Annotated in this window: 21 protein-coding genes and 1 pseudogene; 16 read left to right on the top strand and 6 right to left on the bottom strand. The window is 45.4% G+C overall.

What is annotated here, in order from left to right; translation table 11 throughout:
* Positions 1 to 33 precede the first annotated feature (33 nt).
* The 4 genes and pseudogenes from EEX84_RS06805 to EEX84_RS06795 all read left to right on the top strand — a co-directional run bounded on the left by EEX84_RS06805 (position 34) and on the right by EEX84_RS06795 (position 4,908).
* Positions 34 to 1,494 carry a circularly permuted type 2 ATP-grasp protein gene (locus EEX84_RS06805; RefSeq protein ID WP_123164872.1) on the top strand — a complete coding sequence of 487 codons (1,461 nt, stop codon included), beginning with the start codon at positions 34 to 36 and terminating at the stop codon, positions 1,492 to 1,494.
* Positions 1,487 to 2,371: pseudogene (locus EEX84_RS16780) on the top strand (alpha-E domain-containing protein); the annotation flags it as partial. The gene EEX84_RS06805 and the pseudogene EEX84_RS16780, both read left to right, overlap by 8 nt.
* 135 nt (positions 2,372 to 2,506) lie before the next feature.
* Positions 2,507 to 3,358, top strand: coding sequence for a transglutaminase family protein (locus EEX84_RS16775; RefSeq protein WP_420812564.1), 852 nt, complete (start codon positions 2,507 to 2,509; stop codon positions 3,356 to 3,358).
* A 104-nt stretch (positions 3,359 to 3,462) separates the two neighbouring features.
* Complete coding sequence (locus EEX84_RS06795) at positions 3,463 to 4,908, top strand: DEAD/DEAH box helicase (RefSeq protein ID WP_123164870.1); 1,446 nt, start codon at positions 3,463 to 3,465, stop codon at positions 4,906 to 4,908.
* A 132-nt stretch (positions 4,909 to 5,040) separates the two neighbouring features.
* Here EEX84_RS06795 and EEX84_RS06790 read toward each other — a convergent pair whose 3' ends face one another.
* Positions 5,041 to 5,274 (bottom strand): DUF378 domain-containing protein, encoded by a 234-nt coding sequence (locus tag EEX84_RS06790; RefSeq protein ID WP_123164869.1) that lies wholly within the window; start codon positions 5,272 to 5,274, stop codon positions 5,041 to 5,043.
* 319 nt (positions 5,275 to 5,593) lie between these two features.
* On the opposite strand from EEX84_RS06790, the gene EEX84_RS06785 reads away from it, so the two are divergent.
* The 4 genes from EEX84_RS06785 to EEX84_RS06770 all read left to right on the top strand — a co-directional run bounded on the left by EEX84_RS06785 (position 5,594) and on the right by EEX84_RS06770 (position 8,427).
* Positions 5,594 to 6,442: a transporter substrate-binding domain-containing protein gene (locus EEX84_RS06785; protein WP_123164868.1), complete on the top strand. Its 849-nt coding sequence runs from the start codon at positions 5,594 to 5,596 to the stop codon at positions 6,440 to 6,442.
* A gap of 29 nt (positions 6,443 to 6,471) precedes the next feature.
* On the top strand, positions 6,472 to 7,140 hold the full coding sequence (locus EEX84_RS06780; RefSeq protein ID WP_123164867.1) for an amino acid ABC transporter permease: 669 nt from the start codon (positions 6,472 to 6,474) through the stop codon (positions 7,138 to 7,140).
* 11 nt (positions 7,141 to 7,151) lie between these two features.
* The gene (locus tag EEX84_RS06775; protein WP_123164866.1) at positions 7,152 to 7,874 is read left to right on the top strand and encodes an amino acid ABC transporter ATP-binding protein; all 723 of its coding nucleotides are present in this window, start codon (positions 7,152 to 7,154) and stop codon (positions 7,872 to 7,874) included.
* 127 nt (positions 7,875 to 8,001) lie between these two features.
* Positions 8,002 to 8,427, top strand: a complete 426-nt coding sequence (locus EEX84_RS06770; RefSeq protein WP_123164865.1) for a CBS domain-containing protein — start codon at positions 8,002 to 8,004, stop codon at positions 8,425 to 8,427.
* A gap of 130 nt (positions 8,428 to 8,557) precedes the next feature.
* Here EEX84_RS06770 and EEX84_RS06765 read toward each other — a convergent pair whose 3' ends face one another.
* Positions 8,558 to 8,968 (bottom strand): hypothetical protein, encoded by a 411-nt coding sequence (locus EEX84_RS06765; protein WP_123164864.1) that lies wholly within the window; start codon positions 8,966 to 8,968, stop codon positions 8,558 to 8,560.
* 230 nt (positions 8,969 to 9,198) lie between these two features.
* Here EEX84_RS06765 and EEX84_RS06760 point away from each other — a divergent pair, with 230 nt between their 5' ends.
* Together EEX84_RS06760 and EEX84_RS06755 are read left to right on the top strand one after the other, a co-directional pair.
* Entirely contained in the window at positions 9,199 to 9,675 is a 477-nt protein-coding gene (locus EEX84_RS06760; RefSeq protein ID WP_123164863.1) for a thioesterase family protein, read from the top strand.
* Positions 9,676 to 9,807: 132 nt separating this feature from the next.
* Positions 9,808 to 10,104 (top strand): AraC family ligand binding domain-containing protein, encoded by a 297-nt coding sequence (locus tag EEX84_RS06755; RefSeq protein WP_123164862.1) that lies wholly within the window; start codon positions 9,808 to 9,810, stop codon positions 10,102 to 10,104.
* 41 nt (positions 10,105 to 10,145) lie between these two features.
* Here EEX84_RS06755 and EEX84_RS06750 read toward each other — a convergent pair whose 3' ends face one another.
* Both EEX84_RS06750 and rluF read right to left on the bottom strand, forming a co-directional pair.
* Positions 10,146 to 10,862: a DUF6904 family protein gene (locus EEX84_RS06750; RefSeq protein ID WP_123164861.1), complete on the bottom strand. Its 717-nt coding sequence runs from the start codon at positions 10,860 to 10,862 to the stop codon at positions 10,146 to 10,148.
* 11 nt (positions 10,863 to 10,873) lie between these two features.
* Positions 10,874 to 11,581 (bottom strand): 23S rRNA pseudouridine(2604) synthase RluF, encoded by a 708-nt coding sequence (rluF, locus tag EEX84_RS06745; protein ID WP_123164860.1) that lies wholly within the window; start codon positions 11,579 to 11,581, stop codon positions 10,874 to 10,876.
* Positions 11,582 to 11,836: 255 nt separating this feature from the next.
* Here rluF and adh point away from each other — a divergent pair, with 255 nt between their 5' ends.
* The 4 genes from adh to EEX84_RS06725 all read left to right on the top strand — a co-directional run bounded on the left by adh (position 11,837) and on the right by EEX84_RS06725 (position 14,650).
* On the top strand, positions 11,837 to 13,357 hold the full coding sequence (adh, locus tag EEX84_RS06740; protein ID WP_123165140.1) for an aldehyde dehydrogenase: 1,521 nt from the start codon (positions 11,837 to 11,839) through the stop codon (positions 13,355 to 13,357).
* 19 nt (positions 13,358 to 13,376) lie between these two features.
* Complete coding sequence (locus EEX84_RS06735) at positions 13,377 to 13,739, top strand: DUF779 domain-containing protein (protein WP_123164859.1); 363 nt, start codon at positions 13,377 to 13,379, stop codon at positions 13,737 to 13,739.
* A gap of 136 nt (positions 13,740 to 13,875) precedes the next feature.
* Positions 13,876 to 14,067: a hypothetical protein gene (locus EEX84_RS06730; protein ID WP_123165139.1), complete on the top strand. Its 192-nt coding sequence runs from the start codon at positions 13,876 to 13,878 to the stop codon at positions 14,065 to 14,067.
* A complete protein-coding gene (locus EEX84_RS06725) occupies positions 14,060 to 14,650 on the top strand; it encodes a Fic/DOC family protein (protein ID WP_123164858.1) in 591 nt (196 codons plus the stop codon). Before EEX84_RS06730 ends, EEX84_RS06725 begins: the two co-directional genes overlap by 8 nt.
* 35 nt (positions 14,651 to 14,685) lie before the next feature.
* On the opposite strand, the gene EEX84_RS06720 is transcribed toward EEX84_RS06725, so the two are convergent.
* On the bottom strand, positions 14,686 to 15,525 hold the full coding sequence (locus EEX84_RS06720) for an AAC(3) family N-acetyltransferase (protein WP_123164857.1): 840 nt from the start codon (positions 15,523 to 15,525) through the stop codon (positions 14,686 to 14,688).
* Between the two features lie 91 nt (positions 15,526 to 15,616).
* On the opposite strand from EEX84_RS06720, the gene EEX84_RS06715 reads away from it, so the two are divergent.
* Positions 15,617 to 16,093 (top strand): acyl-CoA thioesterase, encoded by a 477-nt coding sequence (locus EEX84_RS06715; protein ID WP_123164856.1) that lies wholly within the window; start codon positions 15,617 to 15,619, stop codon positions 16,091 to 16,093.
* Positions 16,094 to 16,105: 12 nt separating this feature from the next.
* On the opposite strand, the gene EEX84_RS06710 is transcribed toward EEX84_RS06715, so the two are convergent.
* Positions 16,106 to 16,630 carry a DUF421 domain-containing protein gene (locus EEX84_RS06710; RefSeq protein WP_123164855.1) on the bottom strand — a complete coding sequence of 175 codons (525 nt, stop codon included), beginning with the start codon at positions 16,628 to 16,630 and terminating at the stop codon, positions 16,106 to 16,108.
* Positions 16,631 to 16,967: 337 nt separating this feature from the next.
* On the opposite strand from EEX84_RS06710, the gene EEX84_RS06700 reads away from it, so the two are divergent.
* Positions 16,968 to 17,180: a hypothetical protein gene (locus tag EEX84_RS06700; protein WP_123164853.1), complete on the top strand. Its 213-nt coding sequence runs from the start codon at positions 16,968 to 16,970 to the stop codon at positions 17,178 to 17,180.
* Positions 17,181 to 17,232 lie beyond the last annotated feature (52 nt).

The raw sequence follows: 17,232 nt of genomic DNA, 5'->3' as shown, positions 1-17,232 counted from the left end.
TTTTTAGTAATCTATTAAAAAGGGGGAAAGCCGATGTTTAAATCTTACTCGACCGACCAATTTTTTGATGAAATGTTCACGGACAAGCTAAAGCCGAAAAAGCATTATCGGAAGTTCTTTGAGATTCTGAACCAGTTTTCGGAGGAGGAATTGAAAGAGAAACACGAAACGGCTCAATTATCCTTTTTGAGACAAGGGATTACTTTCACTGTTTACAATAATAACGTAGGGACGGAACGTACAATGCCTTTCGATTTTGTGCCCATCATCATTTCTCCGGAGGAGTGGGCAACAATAGAAAAAGGGATGGTTCAACGGGCAGAAGCCCTTAATCGGTTTTTGGAAGATGTATATCATGAGCAGAAAATTCTTGAAGATGGAATCATTCCAAGGCATTTGATCGAAGAAAACCCTTATTACTACGCCAAGCAAGTCCAAGGCATTGATATTCCGCTGAAGAACCATATCTTTTTGGCCGGAATCGATTTGATTCGGGACGAGCAAGGGAAATACCATGTACTTGAAGATAATCTGCGTAATCCTTCCGGTATGTCCTACGTTTATCAGAATCGGTATGTCATGAGGCAAGTGTATCCGGAATTTTTCGCGAAATATTCCGTTCACACACTGGAACAGCAGATGGTCCACTTGCATGAAGCTATTTTGGACCATGCCCCCGCCACAGGAAATGACAAACCATTTGCGGTGCTGCTGACTCCGGGCATGTACAATTCAGCGTATTACGATCATGTATTTTTGGCACAGCAAATGGGGCTGCAGCTTGTAGAAGGAAGGGATCTGGTGGTCAAGAAGAATATCGTCTATATGAAATCGATCCGTGGATTAAAACGGGTAGATATCATTTACCGGCGGATTGACGATGACTTTTTGGATCCCGAAGCCTTCAGGGAAGATTCCGCATTAGGTGTTCCAGGATTGGTGCAGGCTTACCGCAAAGGAAATGTGGCCATTTTGAATGGCATCGGCAATGGAGTGGCTGATGACAAAGCGATCTACGCCTACGTACCGAAAATGATTCAGTATTACCTGGGTGAAGAGCCGATCATCGACAATGTCAAAACGTATTTGCTGGATAACAAAGAGGACCGGGAATGGGTGCTTGAGCATTTGGAAGAGCTGGTAGTAAAAAATGTTGGCGCTTCCGGAGGCTACGATATGCTCGTAGGCCCCCATGCCTCAAAAGAGCTGATTGAAAAATTTCGTGAAAAAATTCTTGAAACACCTCACCAATACATTGCCCAGCCGACCATTAAGTTATCGAGGGCTCCCGCGTACCAGGGCGAAGAATTTTATCCTTGCCACGTCGATTTGCGCGTATTTGTTATGCGTGGCGAAAAGACAAGGGTACTTCCCGGTGGTCTGTCCCGGGTGGCTTTGAAAAAAGGGTCACTCGTGGTCAACTCTTCGCAGGGAGGCGGAGGAAAAGATACATGGGTCCATAAAGACGTGGGAGGGGGACTTCATCATGCTTAGCCGTGTAGCAAACTCTTTGTATTGGATGTCACGCAATGCAGAACGAGCGGAAAATAACGCGCGAATTTTAGATGTTCAGCTTCTGCAGATGCTGGAAGCTTCTGATGAAGAACTGGTGCGTGACAGTGACTGGAAGCTTATTTTTGATATATGTGCTTCGTCTGAAATTATGACGCAGCTTAAATCTCTTCCTTCCTATGAAGAGAGCCAGCTCATAGACTTTTTGGCATTGGCTCAGAGCAATTCAAATTCGGTGGCAAGCTGTCTTGGTATAGCAAGGGAGAATGCCCGCGTCAGCCGTGACCACGTGACAGACGACTATTGGGAATCATGGAACAGCTGTTATTTGGCATTACAGCAAATGGAGGGGCAGCATCATACGGTAAAAGAGGTGCGTCAGTTCCTTGATCACGTCAAAACGACTTCACTGATTTCTCAAGGCATTATTGAATCCACTATGTCCAGAGGAGTCGCTTATCAAATCATCAAGATAGGCAAATGGCTCGAGAGGGCGGAAAAAATTGCCCGAATTTTAAATGTCGTATGTGAACGCACACGGGAAAGAGCACTGGAAGCGCAAGCGGAAGATTATTTTTACTGGTTGTCAGCATTGCGTATGACCAATGGCTACGAAGCTTATCTGAAAGCAAATCCTCCTAAGATGGATCCGAAAATGGTGTTGTCTTTCCTTATTTCCGACAAAACGTTTCCACGCTCGATCATCTACTGCCTGGATCATGTAAGAGATGCAGTAAATGAGCTGGAGAGTGGGAAAGTGTCTCACTATTCATGGGAATTGTTTGCGAAACTGGATCAGTTGCGGACGGATTTTGACGAAGTACACATCGATGAATGGAATTCTGACGAAATGATGGATTTCCTGAACCACTTTCAGGACGGCTGCAATGAAATCGGACATATCTTTTCAAAAACCTATTACTTAATCGATCCCGCCATACAGCAGTCGGGGAACTATCAATCACAAACTTTAACGATGGAAGGACTTACTTCTATGAAATATAAAATTGAACATACTAATATTTTCGAATACGAAACAATAGTGGACCAGAGCATGAACACCATCCGGCTGAAACCGAGAACGGATGAATGCCAGCGCTTATTGTCTTACCGTGCAGATATCACACCTGCCTCTTTGACAAAAGAACATGTCGACATATGGGGCAATAGTGTAGAAACTTTCTTTATCGCTGAACATCATCAGCATTTGGAAGTGAAAGCGACTTCCATTGTCAGCATACAAAAAAGTCCCTTTATCCATCGCATTGACTATTCGCCGGAAATGAACGCCATTTTTCATTCCCAGTTATTCAGCGAACATTATTTGGCCTTTTTAAGCAATACTGCATACACTTATTTATCGGTGGATCAGATGAAGCAGGTGGACCGTGAGCTGGGCGTTATGTCAAACCCCGTTCAATATGCCATTGATGTGATGGAGTATATGCATGATCATTTCTCTTATGATGGCGAATCGACAACTGTTTCCACTAAAGGAACGGAATCATTCGATTTGATGAAAGGCGTATGCCAGGATATCACCCATGTCATGCTTGGGATATTGCGGAACAAGCAGATTCCCGCCCGGTATGTCAGCGGATATCTGTATGTAGGAGAAAACTCGGCGCTTATCGGAGATGCGGCCAGTCATGCATGGGTGGAAGTCATGGTACCGGGCATTGGCTGGGTCGGGCTTGATCCGACCAATAACGTCGAAGCGCTGGAAAATCATATTCGCGTTGGAGTGGGGCGTGATTATAATGATGTCAGTCCGGTGCAGGGAGTTTACCGGGGAGGAAGCCAAAACCTTGATGTCAAAGTTTCGGTCAGTCTTCTGGATCAATAACAAAGAGCGCTGTAAAGATTCATTAATTCATTAACGGCAGAAAATAGAAATCCGTGCCATAATAGGAGCAGTGGCAATTCTTCGAACAACAAAGGAGTACGGAAATGAACAGCAAAAAATTTACTCAATTTAAGATAAGCAACTCTATTTTACAGGCACTGGAAGGTCTTGGTTACACCGAACCGACGGAAGTGCAGCAAAAAGTGGTGCCAGTTGCTCTGGAGAAGAATGACGTAACGGTAAAGTCTCAAACAGGCAGCGGAAAAACAGCGGCTTTCGGCATTCCAATTTGCGAATTGGTCGAATGGGAAGAAAATAAGCCTCAGGCTCTCATTTTGACCCCGACACGGGAATTGGCGGATCAAGTAAAAGAGGATATCACAAATATTGGGCGTTTCAAGCGAATCAAAGCGGCCGCCGTCTATGGCAAGCACCCCTTTGCATATCAGCAGGCAGAGCTGAAGCAAAAATGCCATGTGGTCGTCGGAACTCCAGGCCGTGTACTGGACCATATTGAAAGAGGGACGATGCAGTTGGAACGCATCGAATTTCTGGTACTTGACGAAGCGGATGAAATGCTCAATATGGGGTTTATTGAACAAGTTGAGGCGATTATCGGAAAAATTCCTGAACATCGGACGACCATGCTGTTTTCGGCCACTCTCCCGGAACATATCATATCGCTGCAGAAAAAGTACATGACCGACCCTCAATATATTGAAATTGCTTCTGCAGCCACTTTAACGGATCAAATTGAACATTCACTCTACACAGTTGAAGAGCAAAAGAAGTTTTCGCTGCTTCGTGATGTCACCATCATCGAAAATCCGGACAGCTGCATTATTTTTTGCCGTACCAAAGATAATGTCGATTTTGTCATGGAGCAACTTGAGAAACTCGACTATACTTGTGACAAACTCCATGGCGGTATGGTACAGGAAGACCGTTTTGCGGTGATGAATGAATTCAAGCGCGGGGAGTTCCGTTATCTTGTTGCTACAGACGTAGCGGCGCGTGGCATCGATATCGACAGCATTACCCATGTCATCAACTACGACATTCCGTTGGAGAAGGAAAGTTATGTTCACCGTGCAGGCAGGACAGGGCGTGCAGGTAAAACAGGAAAAGTGATTACATTGGCTACACCTTACGAAGATAAATTCCTCCGTGAAATCGAAAAGTTTATTGGCTTTGCTATCGATCATGGGAATTTACCTTCCTCGCAGGAAATTGAAAAAGCACAAAAAGCATTTACAGAAAAGATGGAAAGCCTTCCGCCATTAAAAAAGAATAAAAATGAACAAGTAAACAAAGACATCATGAAGTTGTATTTTAATGGAGGCAAGAAAAAGAAGCTGCGGGCTTTTGACTTTGTGGGCACGCTGACAAGCATTCCTGATGTAACTGCAGAAGATATCGGCATTATCAAAATACAGGATACTGTCACCTATATCGATATTTTGAACGGGAAAGGTCCTATGGTATTGAAAGCGATGAAAGGCAAGACAGTCAAAGGTAAGACGTTGAAAGTCCATAAGGCGAAAAAATAACAAGAATCACATGGCATTGATAAAGCTCCTGTGCTGACACGCTCTCACTGATACGCCAAGAGCTTATTTCCCGGGAAATAAAAAAATAAAAAAAGCATTCCGACAAATGACGGAATGCTTTTTTGTTTAACTTTAGGTGTGTGTCCGATCGCGGTTCGGCTCGTTTGAGACGAATGGGATGAATCTCAATGCATAAAGTGCACATAACCCGACAATGACATAAATGACACGTGAGAAGGCTGATTTTTCACCAACATCTCCACCGAAAATTGCAGCAACTAAGTCAAATGAGAAAAGACCAACAAGCAACCAGTTCAAACCGCCGACAATCAGCAATATCAAAGCGATCAAGTTCAAGGTTTTCATGGGTTTACTCCTTTCTGTTTTTGACTTGAAATCTATTGTTACTATACCCGTCTGGTTTAGCTTGAAACAAATGGAAGAAGGCGCAGGGAGAAGGATGCACATGTACAGAAATTTCTGCCTTTTGTTGCAGGGTTTACCTCATAACTGTATAATTTAAGTACTTGGCCCGGTTTTCAAGCAATTCTCTTTTTCGTCAAGAGAGATTTTGTACTGGCAACGGCAGCATAACAAGGCGACGCGATGCACGTTTTTCCGAATACTGTAAGTCCCAAAGCGCTTTGGCGCTTTGGTCAGTCATAAGAGAAAAGGGGAGATCAAGATGAAAAAGAAGCTATCGTTTTTAGGAGTGGTTTTCTCAGCAGGAATGCTAATGGCAGCCTGTGGATCAGAAGAAGAAGCGTCAAACGGGTCAGAAGGATCAGACACTGGCACTGAAGGTGGAGGCAGCGAGTTGAACCTGGTGGAAGAAGGGAAATTCACTTCAGCATCAAGTGGACTGTACAGACCTTTCAATTTTGAAGAAGGCGGCACTTTGACCGGTTTCGATATTGATATCGGCAATGCCATTGCTGAGGAGATGGGATTGGAACCAAATCCGGTAACTACTCCGTTTCAGACGATTATCCAAGGTTTGACATCCAATCGTTACGACGCGATTCTTGGCTCGATGGCCATCACAAATGAGCGCGCTGAACAAGTGGCTTTCTCAGATCCTTACTACTATTCAGGCGGTGTGATTTTTGTTCGTGAAGGAAATACAGAAATCCAATCAAAAGAAGACCTGGAAGGCGCTACCATCGGAGTCGTTGGGCAAAGCACCTATGACACTGCTGCCCAGGAATATACTGAAAACATCCAATACTATGACAGCGATGTCGTAGCATTGCAGGATTTGGAGATTGAAGGCCGTCTGGATGCTGTTATCACCGCAGATGTAGTCGGATTCGAAGCACAGAATGCAGGTCTCGAAATTGAAATGGTAGGGGAAAACTTATGGATCGAACAAGCTGCCATCGCTGTGCGTCCGGAAGACGAGGCATTGTTGGAAGCGATTAACGAAGCACTTGACACAATCATTGAAAATGGAACTTATGACGAGATTTCCCAGAAGTGGTTTGGACGTAACCTCCTCGATGTAGATATTGAAGGAATTGAAATTCTCGAATAAGCAGCTGCTATACGGAGGAGTGAAGTTTTATGCCGGAAATTTTGGTGACAGTATACGATGTATTGATGCGGACATATCCTGGGTTCCTGGAAGCGACGCTTGTCACGCTCCAATTAACAGCAGTTGGGGTTATTTTAGGGACACTCATTGGTTTGATTTTTGCTCTTATGAAAATTTCCGGATCAAAAATTCTTCAGGGAATCGCAAACCTCTATATCACAGTAATACGCGGAACTCCGCTTATTGTCCAGATCATGTTTTTATATTTTGGTATTTCTGAGATTTACGCAATGCCTGGTTTTTGGGCAGGTGCCATCGCTCTGGGTGTCCATAACGGCGCATACATCGCAGAAATTTTCCGTGGGGCCATCCAGGGTGTAGACCCAGGGCAGCGGGAAGCAAGTATGTCGCTCGGCATGAACCGGAAACAGACGATGCAGCGAATCGTCTTTCCACAAGCCCTGCGCCGGTCCATCCCGCCCCTGGGCAACCAATTTATTATTACATTAAAAGATTCATCCCTCGTTTACATCATCGGAGTTGCGGAAATCTTTTCACTTGCCAACCGGGAAGCGGCGCAATCTTTTCAGCCGTTTGAAACATTTTTGGTTGTTGCGCTTTACTACTTGGCACTTGTTATGATTTTCACATTCCTATTGCGTTTGTATGAAAATAAACTTGATGTGGATAAAGCCTGAGGAGGGATCATATGATTATCGGAGAAAATATTCACAAATCCTTTGGCGATCTGGAAGTTCTAAAAGGCGTGGATCTGCATGTAAAGCCCCAGGAAGTGGTTGTTCTTGTAGGCGTCAGTGGATCCGGCAAAAGTACGCTTCTCAGGTGCTTCAACTTTCTGGAACTGATCAACGAAGGAAAAATAACAATCGACGGCCATACCATCGATCCTAAAAAAGAGAATTTAGCAAAAGTGCGTGCGGAAGTGGGGATGGTGTTCCAGCATTTTAACCTGTTCCCTCATAAGACTGTTCTGGAGAACGTCATAGAAGCTCCGCTTATCGTGAAGCGGCAGAAGAGGGCGGAAGCAGAGAAAAAAGGTCGCGAATTGCTGGAAAAAGTCGGATTGGCCGACAAGGCGGATGTCTACCCAAGCAAACTTTCCGGTGGCCAGAAACAACGTGTAGCCATTGCCCGATCTCTTGCTATGGAACCGAAAGTCATGCTGTTTGACGAGCCGACTTCAGCACTGGACCCGGAACTTGTCAGCGAAGTGCTGCAAGTCATGAAGCAATTGGCGGAAGAAGGGATGACAATGGTAGTGGTGACGCATGAGATGAAGTTTGCGAAAGAAGTGGCAGATCGCATTATTATGATAGACCAAGGGAAAATCATTGAATCTGCTGATCCTAAAACCTTTTTCGAAAACCCGAAACATGAACGAACACGCCAATTCATCCAAATGGTCGAATAATTGCTTGGAATAAGTGTACAGAAACGGTTTCAGCTTGGCGGCTGGAACCGTTTTTCTTATGGAAGCGAGTTTTATTGCTGCCAAAACGGATAAAGAAGAGTAGGAAAAAACAAAGGAGGCTTAATCGATGAAGGTCAAAGAGATCATGACACCTGATGTTGAGACTTGCGGACCGAATACGACCTTGCAGGAAGCCGCTTCGAAGATGAAGGAATTGGACGTTGGTTCCATACCAGTCAGTGATGATAAAAAATTGCTCGGAATTGTGACGGATCGCGATATTGTTACACGAGGAATTGCAAAACAGGTTTCGCTGAATGCACCCGTCTCTGATATCCTGTCTTCTGATATTGTCAAAGGAAATGCGGAAATGGATGTGGAAGAGGCAGCAAGTTTAATGGCTGAGCACCAAATTCGCCGTTTGCCCATTGTTGAAGACGATCAGCTCGTCGGCATCGTTTCATTGGGAGACATTGCGGTGAAAGATAAAACTTACGGAAATGCAGATACCGCTTTGGACGAAGTTTCCGAACCTGCAGAACCTGAAAGATAAGAAAAGGCGTTACTTTCGGGTTTTTCGAATGGATAAATGGTGAAAAAGTAAAAGGCTTACAGTGAATCTTACAAAAACCGGCCCTTCTGCAGGAGCCGGTTTTTTTGTGGATAAATGAATCGCTTCCGGCTTACTCAATGGCTGATACGGAAACAAGCGGCATGCTTTCTTCGGCAAGTCCTTCGTAGATGCCGTGAACGGTCACTGAGTCGTTTACGTCCACTGGAGTTTCAGCCATATTGCGGATAAATACTTCCTGCTCTCCATCCGTTAGAATGAAGGCGGGAAAGGCGTTATCATCTGTCAGTTCCTGTACCGTTCCTGACAAGGTAACAGGTTCACCCACTTCTATTTCCTCATTTACCAAGGCGGAAAAAGTGACAGATTCGGCTTCGTCGACTTCTTCCGGGTCGGTAGGGTCAAGCTCTCCTTCTGGAGCAGAAACCTCCGTTTCGCCTTCTTCAGGGAGGCTGGTGTCTTCCGGGTTTCCGCATGCAGTCAGCAATAAGGCGATTGCTGCAGGTATCCACCATTTTCTCATGTTATATCACTCCCGATTGTATAAAAACTGTTGTAAAGAATATACCCTGTTAGCGAAGCTTTTAAAACGGAAGCCTTGCTGTGGAAAATCGCCGGTAACATACGAGCAATCGATTGAAGGGGAGAGGGCTTGCCTTTGCTTCTAAAAGAAGCTGTTTAGAGATAAATCGAAAGGAAGTTGGGGCGGGTATGGCGAATTGTTGTTACAAGGAAGTATAAGGAGGGATTGGGATGACAAAACAGACGTTGATACATGAAACGACAGTACATAGCCGTTGGTTGGATTACAACGGCCATATGAATGATGCTGCCTACGCAAAAGTATTCAGCATAGCGGGAGGCCGGGTGATGGACTTGATCGGCCTGGATGCAGAAGCCCGTGCCAGCTATGATTACACGATGTTTACGCTGGAGCACCATATTTGTTATTTAAAAGAAGTTCACGAAACGGAAACGCTTAGAACCAGCGTGCAGTTATTGGATCGTGATGCCAAGCGGATTCATTTATTTTTTGAAATGAAGAACAAAGCAGGTGATATAGTGGCGACAAGTGAACAGATGCTGATGGGCATCGATTCCGTGAAAAGAAAGTCAGCTCCTTTTCCGGCCCACGTTGAGCAGGCGGTCCAAAAGATGTGGACGACCCATAAAGAGTTGCCTGTACCCAAACTAGCCGGCAGTAAAATTGGGATTAAGCGAAAATCTTAAGCGCAGCTGCAGGCAGAATTTACACGGGCTTTATTTTCTGACGGATAGGGACAAGGTTAGGAGGAAGCGAAATTTGTGACATTCAGAAGGGTTAAGAGGGTATAGTACCAGTAAAGAGGAGGAGTGGATAATATGGAATTAATTGAAACGCCGGACTTTTTACAGGAAAAAAGGCAGTATATGCATAAGGTGTCGAGCTTTGGAAACACCAATATCGTCAATATTCAATTGCGGGAAAACGAAGTGGTGCCGGAGCACGAAATAGACGCGGATGTCCTGATTGTTGTCAGAAGTGGTAGTGTATCCTTTAATATTGGAGGGGAAATGTCGACAGTGACTCCTGGAAAAATACTGCACATAGAACCGGGCGAAGCCCATAGCTTAAAGGCGGAAAAAGCATGTGATATTATCGTGATACAAATAAGTTAATGATTGAAAAAGGCTCACGTCAAGTAAACGTGAGCCTTTTGTTACCATTCAATCTGTTCCGGATATTCAGCTTGCAGCGGAATTTCGTGAATTGCTTTTTTTGCCGGGGTGGCCGCTTTCAGAACTTGCTGCCGGAATGTCTGGTAATCTTTATCCTGGTTCGCCAATTTGACGGCAATGGTCGACAGACTCTTTTCGCGTTGCTGTTTTGTCATCTTGATGTACTGCAGATTGAAATAATCGACATATTGGGTTGCGTAGTCTTCGACAGAGGCTGCCTGATTGAAAGCTTTCAATATAACCTGGTATTCATCCTCCTTCACATGGCCGTGTAAACAGTCGAGGATGAGCGATTGGAAATGATGAACGATCGGCAGATGGATATCCCATTCCGGAAATTCCACAGACTCGCGGTAAAGCTTTGTAAAATTCTTCAGCGCAATAGCTGTGTACAGAACTTCCGGCCATAAAATTTCAGCCGAGAAATAAACATTTTTGTCAGGAGCAATAAAGCCATGCTGCTTTTTTACCTGTTCATGCAGTCCGTTAAAAACAGATTCCACATTGCGGTCTCCCTGAGCGGCATGCCGGATTTCATAGCATACACCAAGTATCCGCATTCTGGAGCCTTCCAGGTGATAGTAATCGTCTTCATCGCCGATGACACGGTAGATGGCTTGATTGAGTTCATCAAGGTCAAAATAATCTCCACTGATTTTCACTCCAGTATGCCGGGGAGTGGCCGTTATTGTCAGCATATGATTCCTCCTTACCGTTTCGGTCGATAATTTAATTGCTTGAATAATTCATTTCGTTCCTGGTCGGTTAAATCGCGCCATTCCCCAACGCCCAAATCCCCCAACTGGATGTTCATGATGCGGATCCGGCGCAGATTGCGGACTTCATAACCGAGTGCAGAACACATCCGGCGAATTTGCCGATTCAATCCCTGACGGATGGTAAGCTTAAATGTATACTTTGATAACTTTTCGGCTTTTGCAGGCAAGGTTTTGGTATCGAGGATCTCGACGCCTTCCTCCATTTTTTTAAGGAATGATTCAGTGACCGGCATATCCACTTTCACGATGTATTCTTTTTCGTGCTCGTTTTCAGCGCGCAATATTTCGTTGACAATGTCACCGTCATTGGTCAGTAAAATAAGTCCTTCTGAGTCTTTATCGAGCCTTCCAACATGGAAAATTCGAAGTGGATGGTTGACGAAATCCACAATATTCCCCTTTATATGACGTTCTGTTGTGCTGGTGATGCCTACGGGTTTATTGAGTGCAATATAGACATACTGTTGGTCCGGCTGCTCAATGATTGTGCCATCGACTCTCACCACATCTCCTTCTTGGACTTTGCTGCCAAGTTCAGCCGGTTTTCCGTTGATTGTTACACGATTTGCTTCGATGAATTTGTCGGCTCCTCGCCGGGATGTGATACCTGTCTCACTTAAAAATTTATTGATGCGCATAATTAGATCCCTTCACTTCTAAAGTTATATTCCATGGTTACTAGTATACCCTTTCTGACTTTTCCGCAAAACCAGTCAGTCTTCAAGATGAAAAAGTGCTGGTTCTGCTGAATAAAAAATAAATATAGGTATTGCAATCTTCTTACTTATTTGACAATATAGAGGTGGAGCCGTTTGCGCTTTCATGATTTCCTTTGTTTAAATGTAAGCGTATACATAACGGCAATCTCAAAAAAGGGAGGAAACAAAATGGTAATGGATTATTCTGCACCGAACACGGAAGGCGCGAAGAGTTCTTTTAAAGAAAGGTATGACAACTTCATAAATGGGGAGTGGAAAGCACCTGTCAAAGGACAGTATTTTGACAACGTCTCACCTGTAAACGGCAAAAAATTCACGGAAGTCGCACGTTCGACGGCGGAAGACGTGGAAGCGGCACTGGACGCAGCACATGCAGCCAAAGATGCGTGGGGCAAAACGTCCACAACGGAACGTTCCAACATCCTGCTGAAAATTGCCGACCGGATGGAAGAAAACCTGGAAATGCTTGCTGTAGCAGAAACCTGGGACAACGGTAAAGCCGTGAGGGAAACTTTAAATGCTGACTTGCCGTTGGCAATCGATCATTTCCGGTATTTTGCAGGCGTGATCCGTGCGCAGGAAGGGTCCATCAGCCAAATCGACGAAGACACAGTAGCCTATCATTTTCATGAACCGCTTGGAGTGGTGGGGCAGATCATTCCATGGAATTTCCCTCTTTTGATGGCAACGTGGAAACTGGCGCCTGCTCTTGCTGCCGGGAACTGTGTTGTCCTTAAGCCGGCTGAACAGACGCCGGCCAGCATTCTGGTATGGGCTGAGCTGGTAGGGGATCTTTTGCCTCCAGGCGTGCTGAATATCGTGAATGGGTTTGGATTGGAAGCAGGAAAGCCGCTTGCTTCAAGCCCTCGCATCAGCAAAATCGCATTCACCGGTGAAACGACTACCGGCCGGATGATTATGCAATATGCGTCTCAAAACCTGATTCCTGTCACATTGGAGCTGGGCGGAAAATCACCAAATATCTTTTTCAAAGACATCATGGATGAAGACGATGCATTTTTGGACAAAGCAATTGAAGGATTTGTGATGTTTGCCCTGAACCAAGGTGAAGTGTGTACGTGCCCTTCACGTGTGTTGATTCAGGAAGATATTTACGACGAATTCATGGAACGGGCACTGAAACGCGTCGAAGCGATTAAAATCGGCAACCCACTCGATCCCGAAACGATGATGGGGGCGCAGGCTTCACAGGAACAGATGGAAAAAATCATGTCCTACCTCGATATCGGAAAACAGGAAGGCGCTGAAGTGCTGATCGGTGGAGAGCGGAATGTGCTGGAAGGTGATCTGAAAGAAGGCTATTACATCAAGCCGACAGTGTTCAAAGGAAATAATAAGATGCGGATTTTCCAGGAAGAGATTTTTGGGCCAGTGGTGTCGGTGACGACTTTCAAGACAAAAGAAGAAGCGATGGAAATTGCCAATGACACATTGTATGGACTGGGAGCGGGCATCTGGACACGTGACACACACACAGCATATCGTTTCGGACGCGGCATCCAGGCTGGCCGTGTATGGACCAACTGCTATCACCAATATCCTGCGCACGCAGCATTCGGCGGCTATAAAATGTCCGGTGTGGGGCGTGAAAACCACAAAATGATGCTGGACCATTACCAGCAGACCAAAAACATGCTCGTCAGCTACAGCCAGGACAAACAAGGATTCTTTTGATGGGAAAGAAGGGATATCAATGGTCGAACGAGTGATTGCGACAGATGCAGCTTTGGAGTTGATCGAACTGCTGAAAAGCAAGCACGGACCGCTTATGTTCCATCAATCGGGAGGGTGCTGTGACGGCAGTTCCCCCATGTGCTATCCGGAAGGCGATTTGATGGTCGGCGACCAGGATGTGCTGCTGGGCGAAATCGGCGGCAGCAAATTCTACATGCATAAAAACCAATTTGACTACTGGCGGCATACACAATTGATTATCGATGTTGTTTCCGGACGCGGAGGAATGTTCTCTCTTGAAGGAGTGGAAGGCAAACGGTTCCTTACCAGATCGCGGGCTTTTACCGCGGAGGAAAATCAGGAGCTGCAGGAACAACTATAGCGAAAGAGCGGTTGAGGAGTATCTCCCAACCGCTCTTTTTGTTGTTCTGCCAAGCTTTTAAGCGAAAGTTGAGGGGTGCCCGTAATGGAAATGGGGGGTGGAAAATGGTATAATAGGAGAATGAAAGGTGGTCATGATGTTGACGAAATTAGAGAATCGGGTGTCCAGCGAACAAGCTAACCATGCAATTTCATATGCCTCACATTCACTCGCTACCGAAGGGTTTCATGTGACTAGTGACGACAAAAATTTTGTACGGTCAGTATTGACTGGTGAGCGGACGGAAGATCAATTCCATAAGACCATCAAGATGAAATTCGATGTCTAAGTATCAGCATACTTCGTTGTACTGCTATCCCGGTACGGAAGTCCTGATTAATTTATTTGAGATAAAGGACGAAGAAAAGCTGAAAGAGCTGGAAACGGTTTATACTCTTTTCCGTCTTTCAGAACTGCTGATCCAGAAACCGGCCGATCCGCTGGACAAAAAAGCCTTTATCGCAATCCATCATTACATTTTACAGGATGTCTATCCTTTTGCCGGGGAAATCAGAAGAGAAATGATTTCAAAAGGTTCTTCTTCATTTGCCCATCCGAAATATATCGGGCCACAGCTCGATAAGATTTTCAACGACTTGGAAAAAGAAAATTATTTGAAAGATCTGCCGCGGTCAAAGACGATATCGCGGCTTGCATATTTTTTGGCTGAGCTCAATGCTCTGCATCCTTTTCGGGAAGGCAACGGGCGCACAATTCGTGAATTTGCCCGCCAGCTCATGCTGAATGCGGGCTACAAATTAGAGTGGCAAAAAGTGTTGCGACCTGCTGACATCATCAATGCGTTTGTGGACTCATTCCATGCGGACAATCAGCGTCTGGAACAACTCTTGGATGAGATTTTGTCAAAATAAGCCGGCTCACTTATGTGGGCCGGCTTTTGACATGGTTATCTTTCAGAGTCTGCAATGGAGGAGGCCCGTTGCACCGGTGAAGGATTTTCAGAGAGCCAGCGGATTCCAAAATCCACTAAAGGCCGCATGTCTGTGATGTTCACTTCCGCTTGACCCAGAGTTCCTTTCACAATGTCTCCGTCATATTGTTTGACCAGCTCCGGAAAACGATCCGCATCCATATCCACACAATCATACGTTTGCCAAGTGCGTTTTCCGTTCACCAGAACAGCTGCTCCTTGAGGGGAATAACTGGGGTTTTTCTGCATGAATTCGGCAAAGTGAAGAGCCGTGCAAACGTCGAATCCAACGCCGATCAATACAATTTTCACGTCAGTCGCCATCATCTTGCCAAGCGGGGAGCGACTGCCGAACGAATCTTCCAGTGGGTGATCAGCCATCCAAGCGGAGGCGTATTTTCCCCAAGCCATAAAGGAATGGGCGGGATGAGGACTTCTTACCGTGCCCGGATGGCGATGGAAGCATTCTGCGATTTTCCCCATGCCGCGCAGCGCTGTTAAATGTGGGTCATAGGCCGGCAATTGATCCCGGATCGCCTGATGCCAATTTTCAGGGACGGGAGGCTCCATCCAGTAGACCGGATCAGAGTTATCCGCTGATTGAGCTGGCATGACAAGTGTGCCTTCAGGGGTTACGGTTTCCATGAACGCTTCGACCACCGCTTGAGCCCCGCCGGCAATCCAGCCCAGCGACTTAAGCGAAGAATGGATCATCAATGCATCTCCAGCTGATATGCCCAGCTTCCGAATCTGGGCTGTAAGAGTCTGTTTCGATTGAAATTCAGGGGTGTTTAATATGTTCAGTAATTCGGACATGCCGATTCCTCCTTTATCTCAATATATCACGAGCTGCCTGTCTAGTGTTTTGAGGTATAATAAAAGTCATAGAAGAAAAGGAGAGATGGCTATGGAAGGGGTTCCGATGAAAGAATCACGCACCATCCAAACGAAATTAGTGTTACCGCCGGATACCAATCATATGGATTCGATTTTCGGAGGGAAAGTACTGGCTTACATCGATGAAGTAGCCGGCATCGCCGCTATGAAGCATTCAAGGCGTCCGGTAGTGGTCACAGCTTCCATTGATTCGGTCGACTTTTTATCTTCTGCCCATGTGGGGGAAGTCCTGGGATTGGAAGCGAATGTCACCTCCACCGGAAGAACTTCGATGGAAGTATATGTCCGTGTGACCTCTCAGAACCTCCAGACGGGAAAAACGAAACTGACGACAGAATCGTTTTTAACACTGGTGGCTATGGGGGATGATGGAAAGCCTGTCCCGGTTCCTCCTGTTGTTCCGGAGTCGGAAGGGGAAAAGCGATTTTTTGATACAGCTCCTGCGCGCAGAGAGTATCGGAAAAACCGCGTAAAAACGCCACGATAAAAACTGCACCGGTCAATCCGGTGCAGTTAGTTTTTGGTCGGGTGAGTTAACATTCGCCAAAGCGTCTTTCGGTTCGCTGCTGATGATGGACATGCTGCCGTCTGTTTCGAGAACGACCGCTTTTACTTTTTCAGTATCGCCCATTCCGGATGAGCGCATTGCCTGGAGAATCTCAATTTCTTTGATTCTTTCCTCCTTCATGGCTTTTCTCAAAAACCTTCCTTCCAGATAAAGCAGTTTGGGCTCCGATTTGATCAAGTCGTTGAACCAACTGAAATATACAGATCCAATAGCAATAATGTATTGCATAAAAATAAGCACCGCAAAAGCTGTCAGGCCTTCAAACAGTGAAATGCTGCTGTCGAGCAGGATGGTGGCAAGCGTAGAACCGAGTGCAACAGAGACAACCAGGTCAAAAGCATTCAATTTGGTCAGTGTTCGTTTTCCGGAAATCCGTAAAAACAAAATGAGGCCGATATACGCCAAGACGCCGACTGTCACGATACGGATAAAGCTATCCAATGAAATTTCAAACATAGACAAACTCCTTTCTGTGGAAAACGCATGGTTATTCGGTTATCCACATGTTGATAAGTTATTTTTTATACGAATTTTGGAACTTTATCAAATATTTATCCACATAATGTACAGTTGTTTCGATTTTATTGTGAGTAACCTTCTTCATTGTGCATAAGCTGATTGCCTTGCAGGTCTATTGCGAGGACGACCGTATTTCTTGAATTCCCGCTCTTTACCGAAACAAACACGGCTGACAGAATGTTTTCGAGTTTTTTGCATGTTTCAAAGCCAATCGGGAATAGGGTAGTATTGCTGGCAGTTCCCATGGAATACGCGTCTTATGGAGGGAATGGTGATGAAACCTTTTTTAAAACTGCTCCGGTATGCAGGTTTGGCCGTTTTCGGAATAGCCATTGTTTTATTGGTGATCACTTTATTGAATTTTGTTATGAATTTCAGTGAAGTTCATTGGTTTGAAATCTATTTTGCCCGCCTTTATCTTTTCCTGGCGATTGTGGGCATCCTGGCATACATCCTTGTCAGGTTCAGAAGGAGAAAAGAGGATTAAAAAAAGAGCAGCCGGGTAGTGACCCCTTAAAGTTAGAGTTTTATTTACGCAG

The organism is Planococcus salinus (genome assembly GCF_003719725.1).
GTDB classification, from domain to species: domain Bacteria; phylum Bacillota; class Bacilli; order Bacillales_A; family Planococcaceae; genus Planococcus; species Planococcus salinus.
The sequence above is the reverse complement of the archived record's forward strand: the minus strand, read 5'-3'. Positions and strand labels throughout refer to the sequence as shown.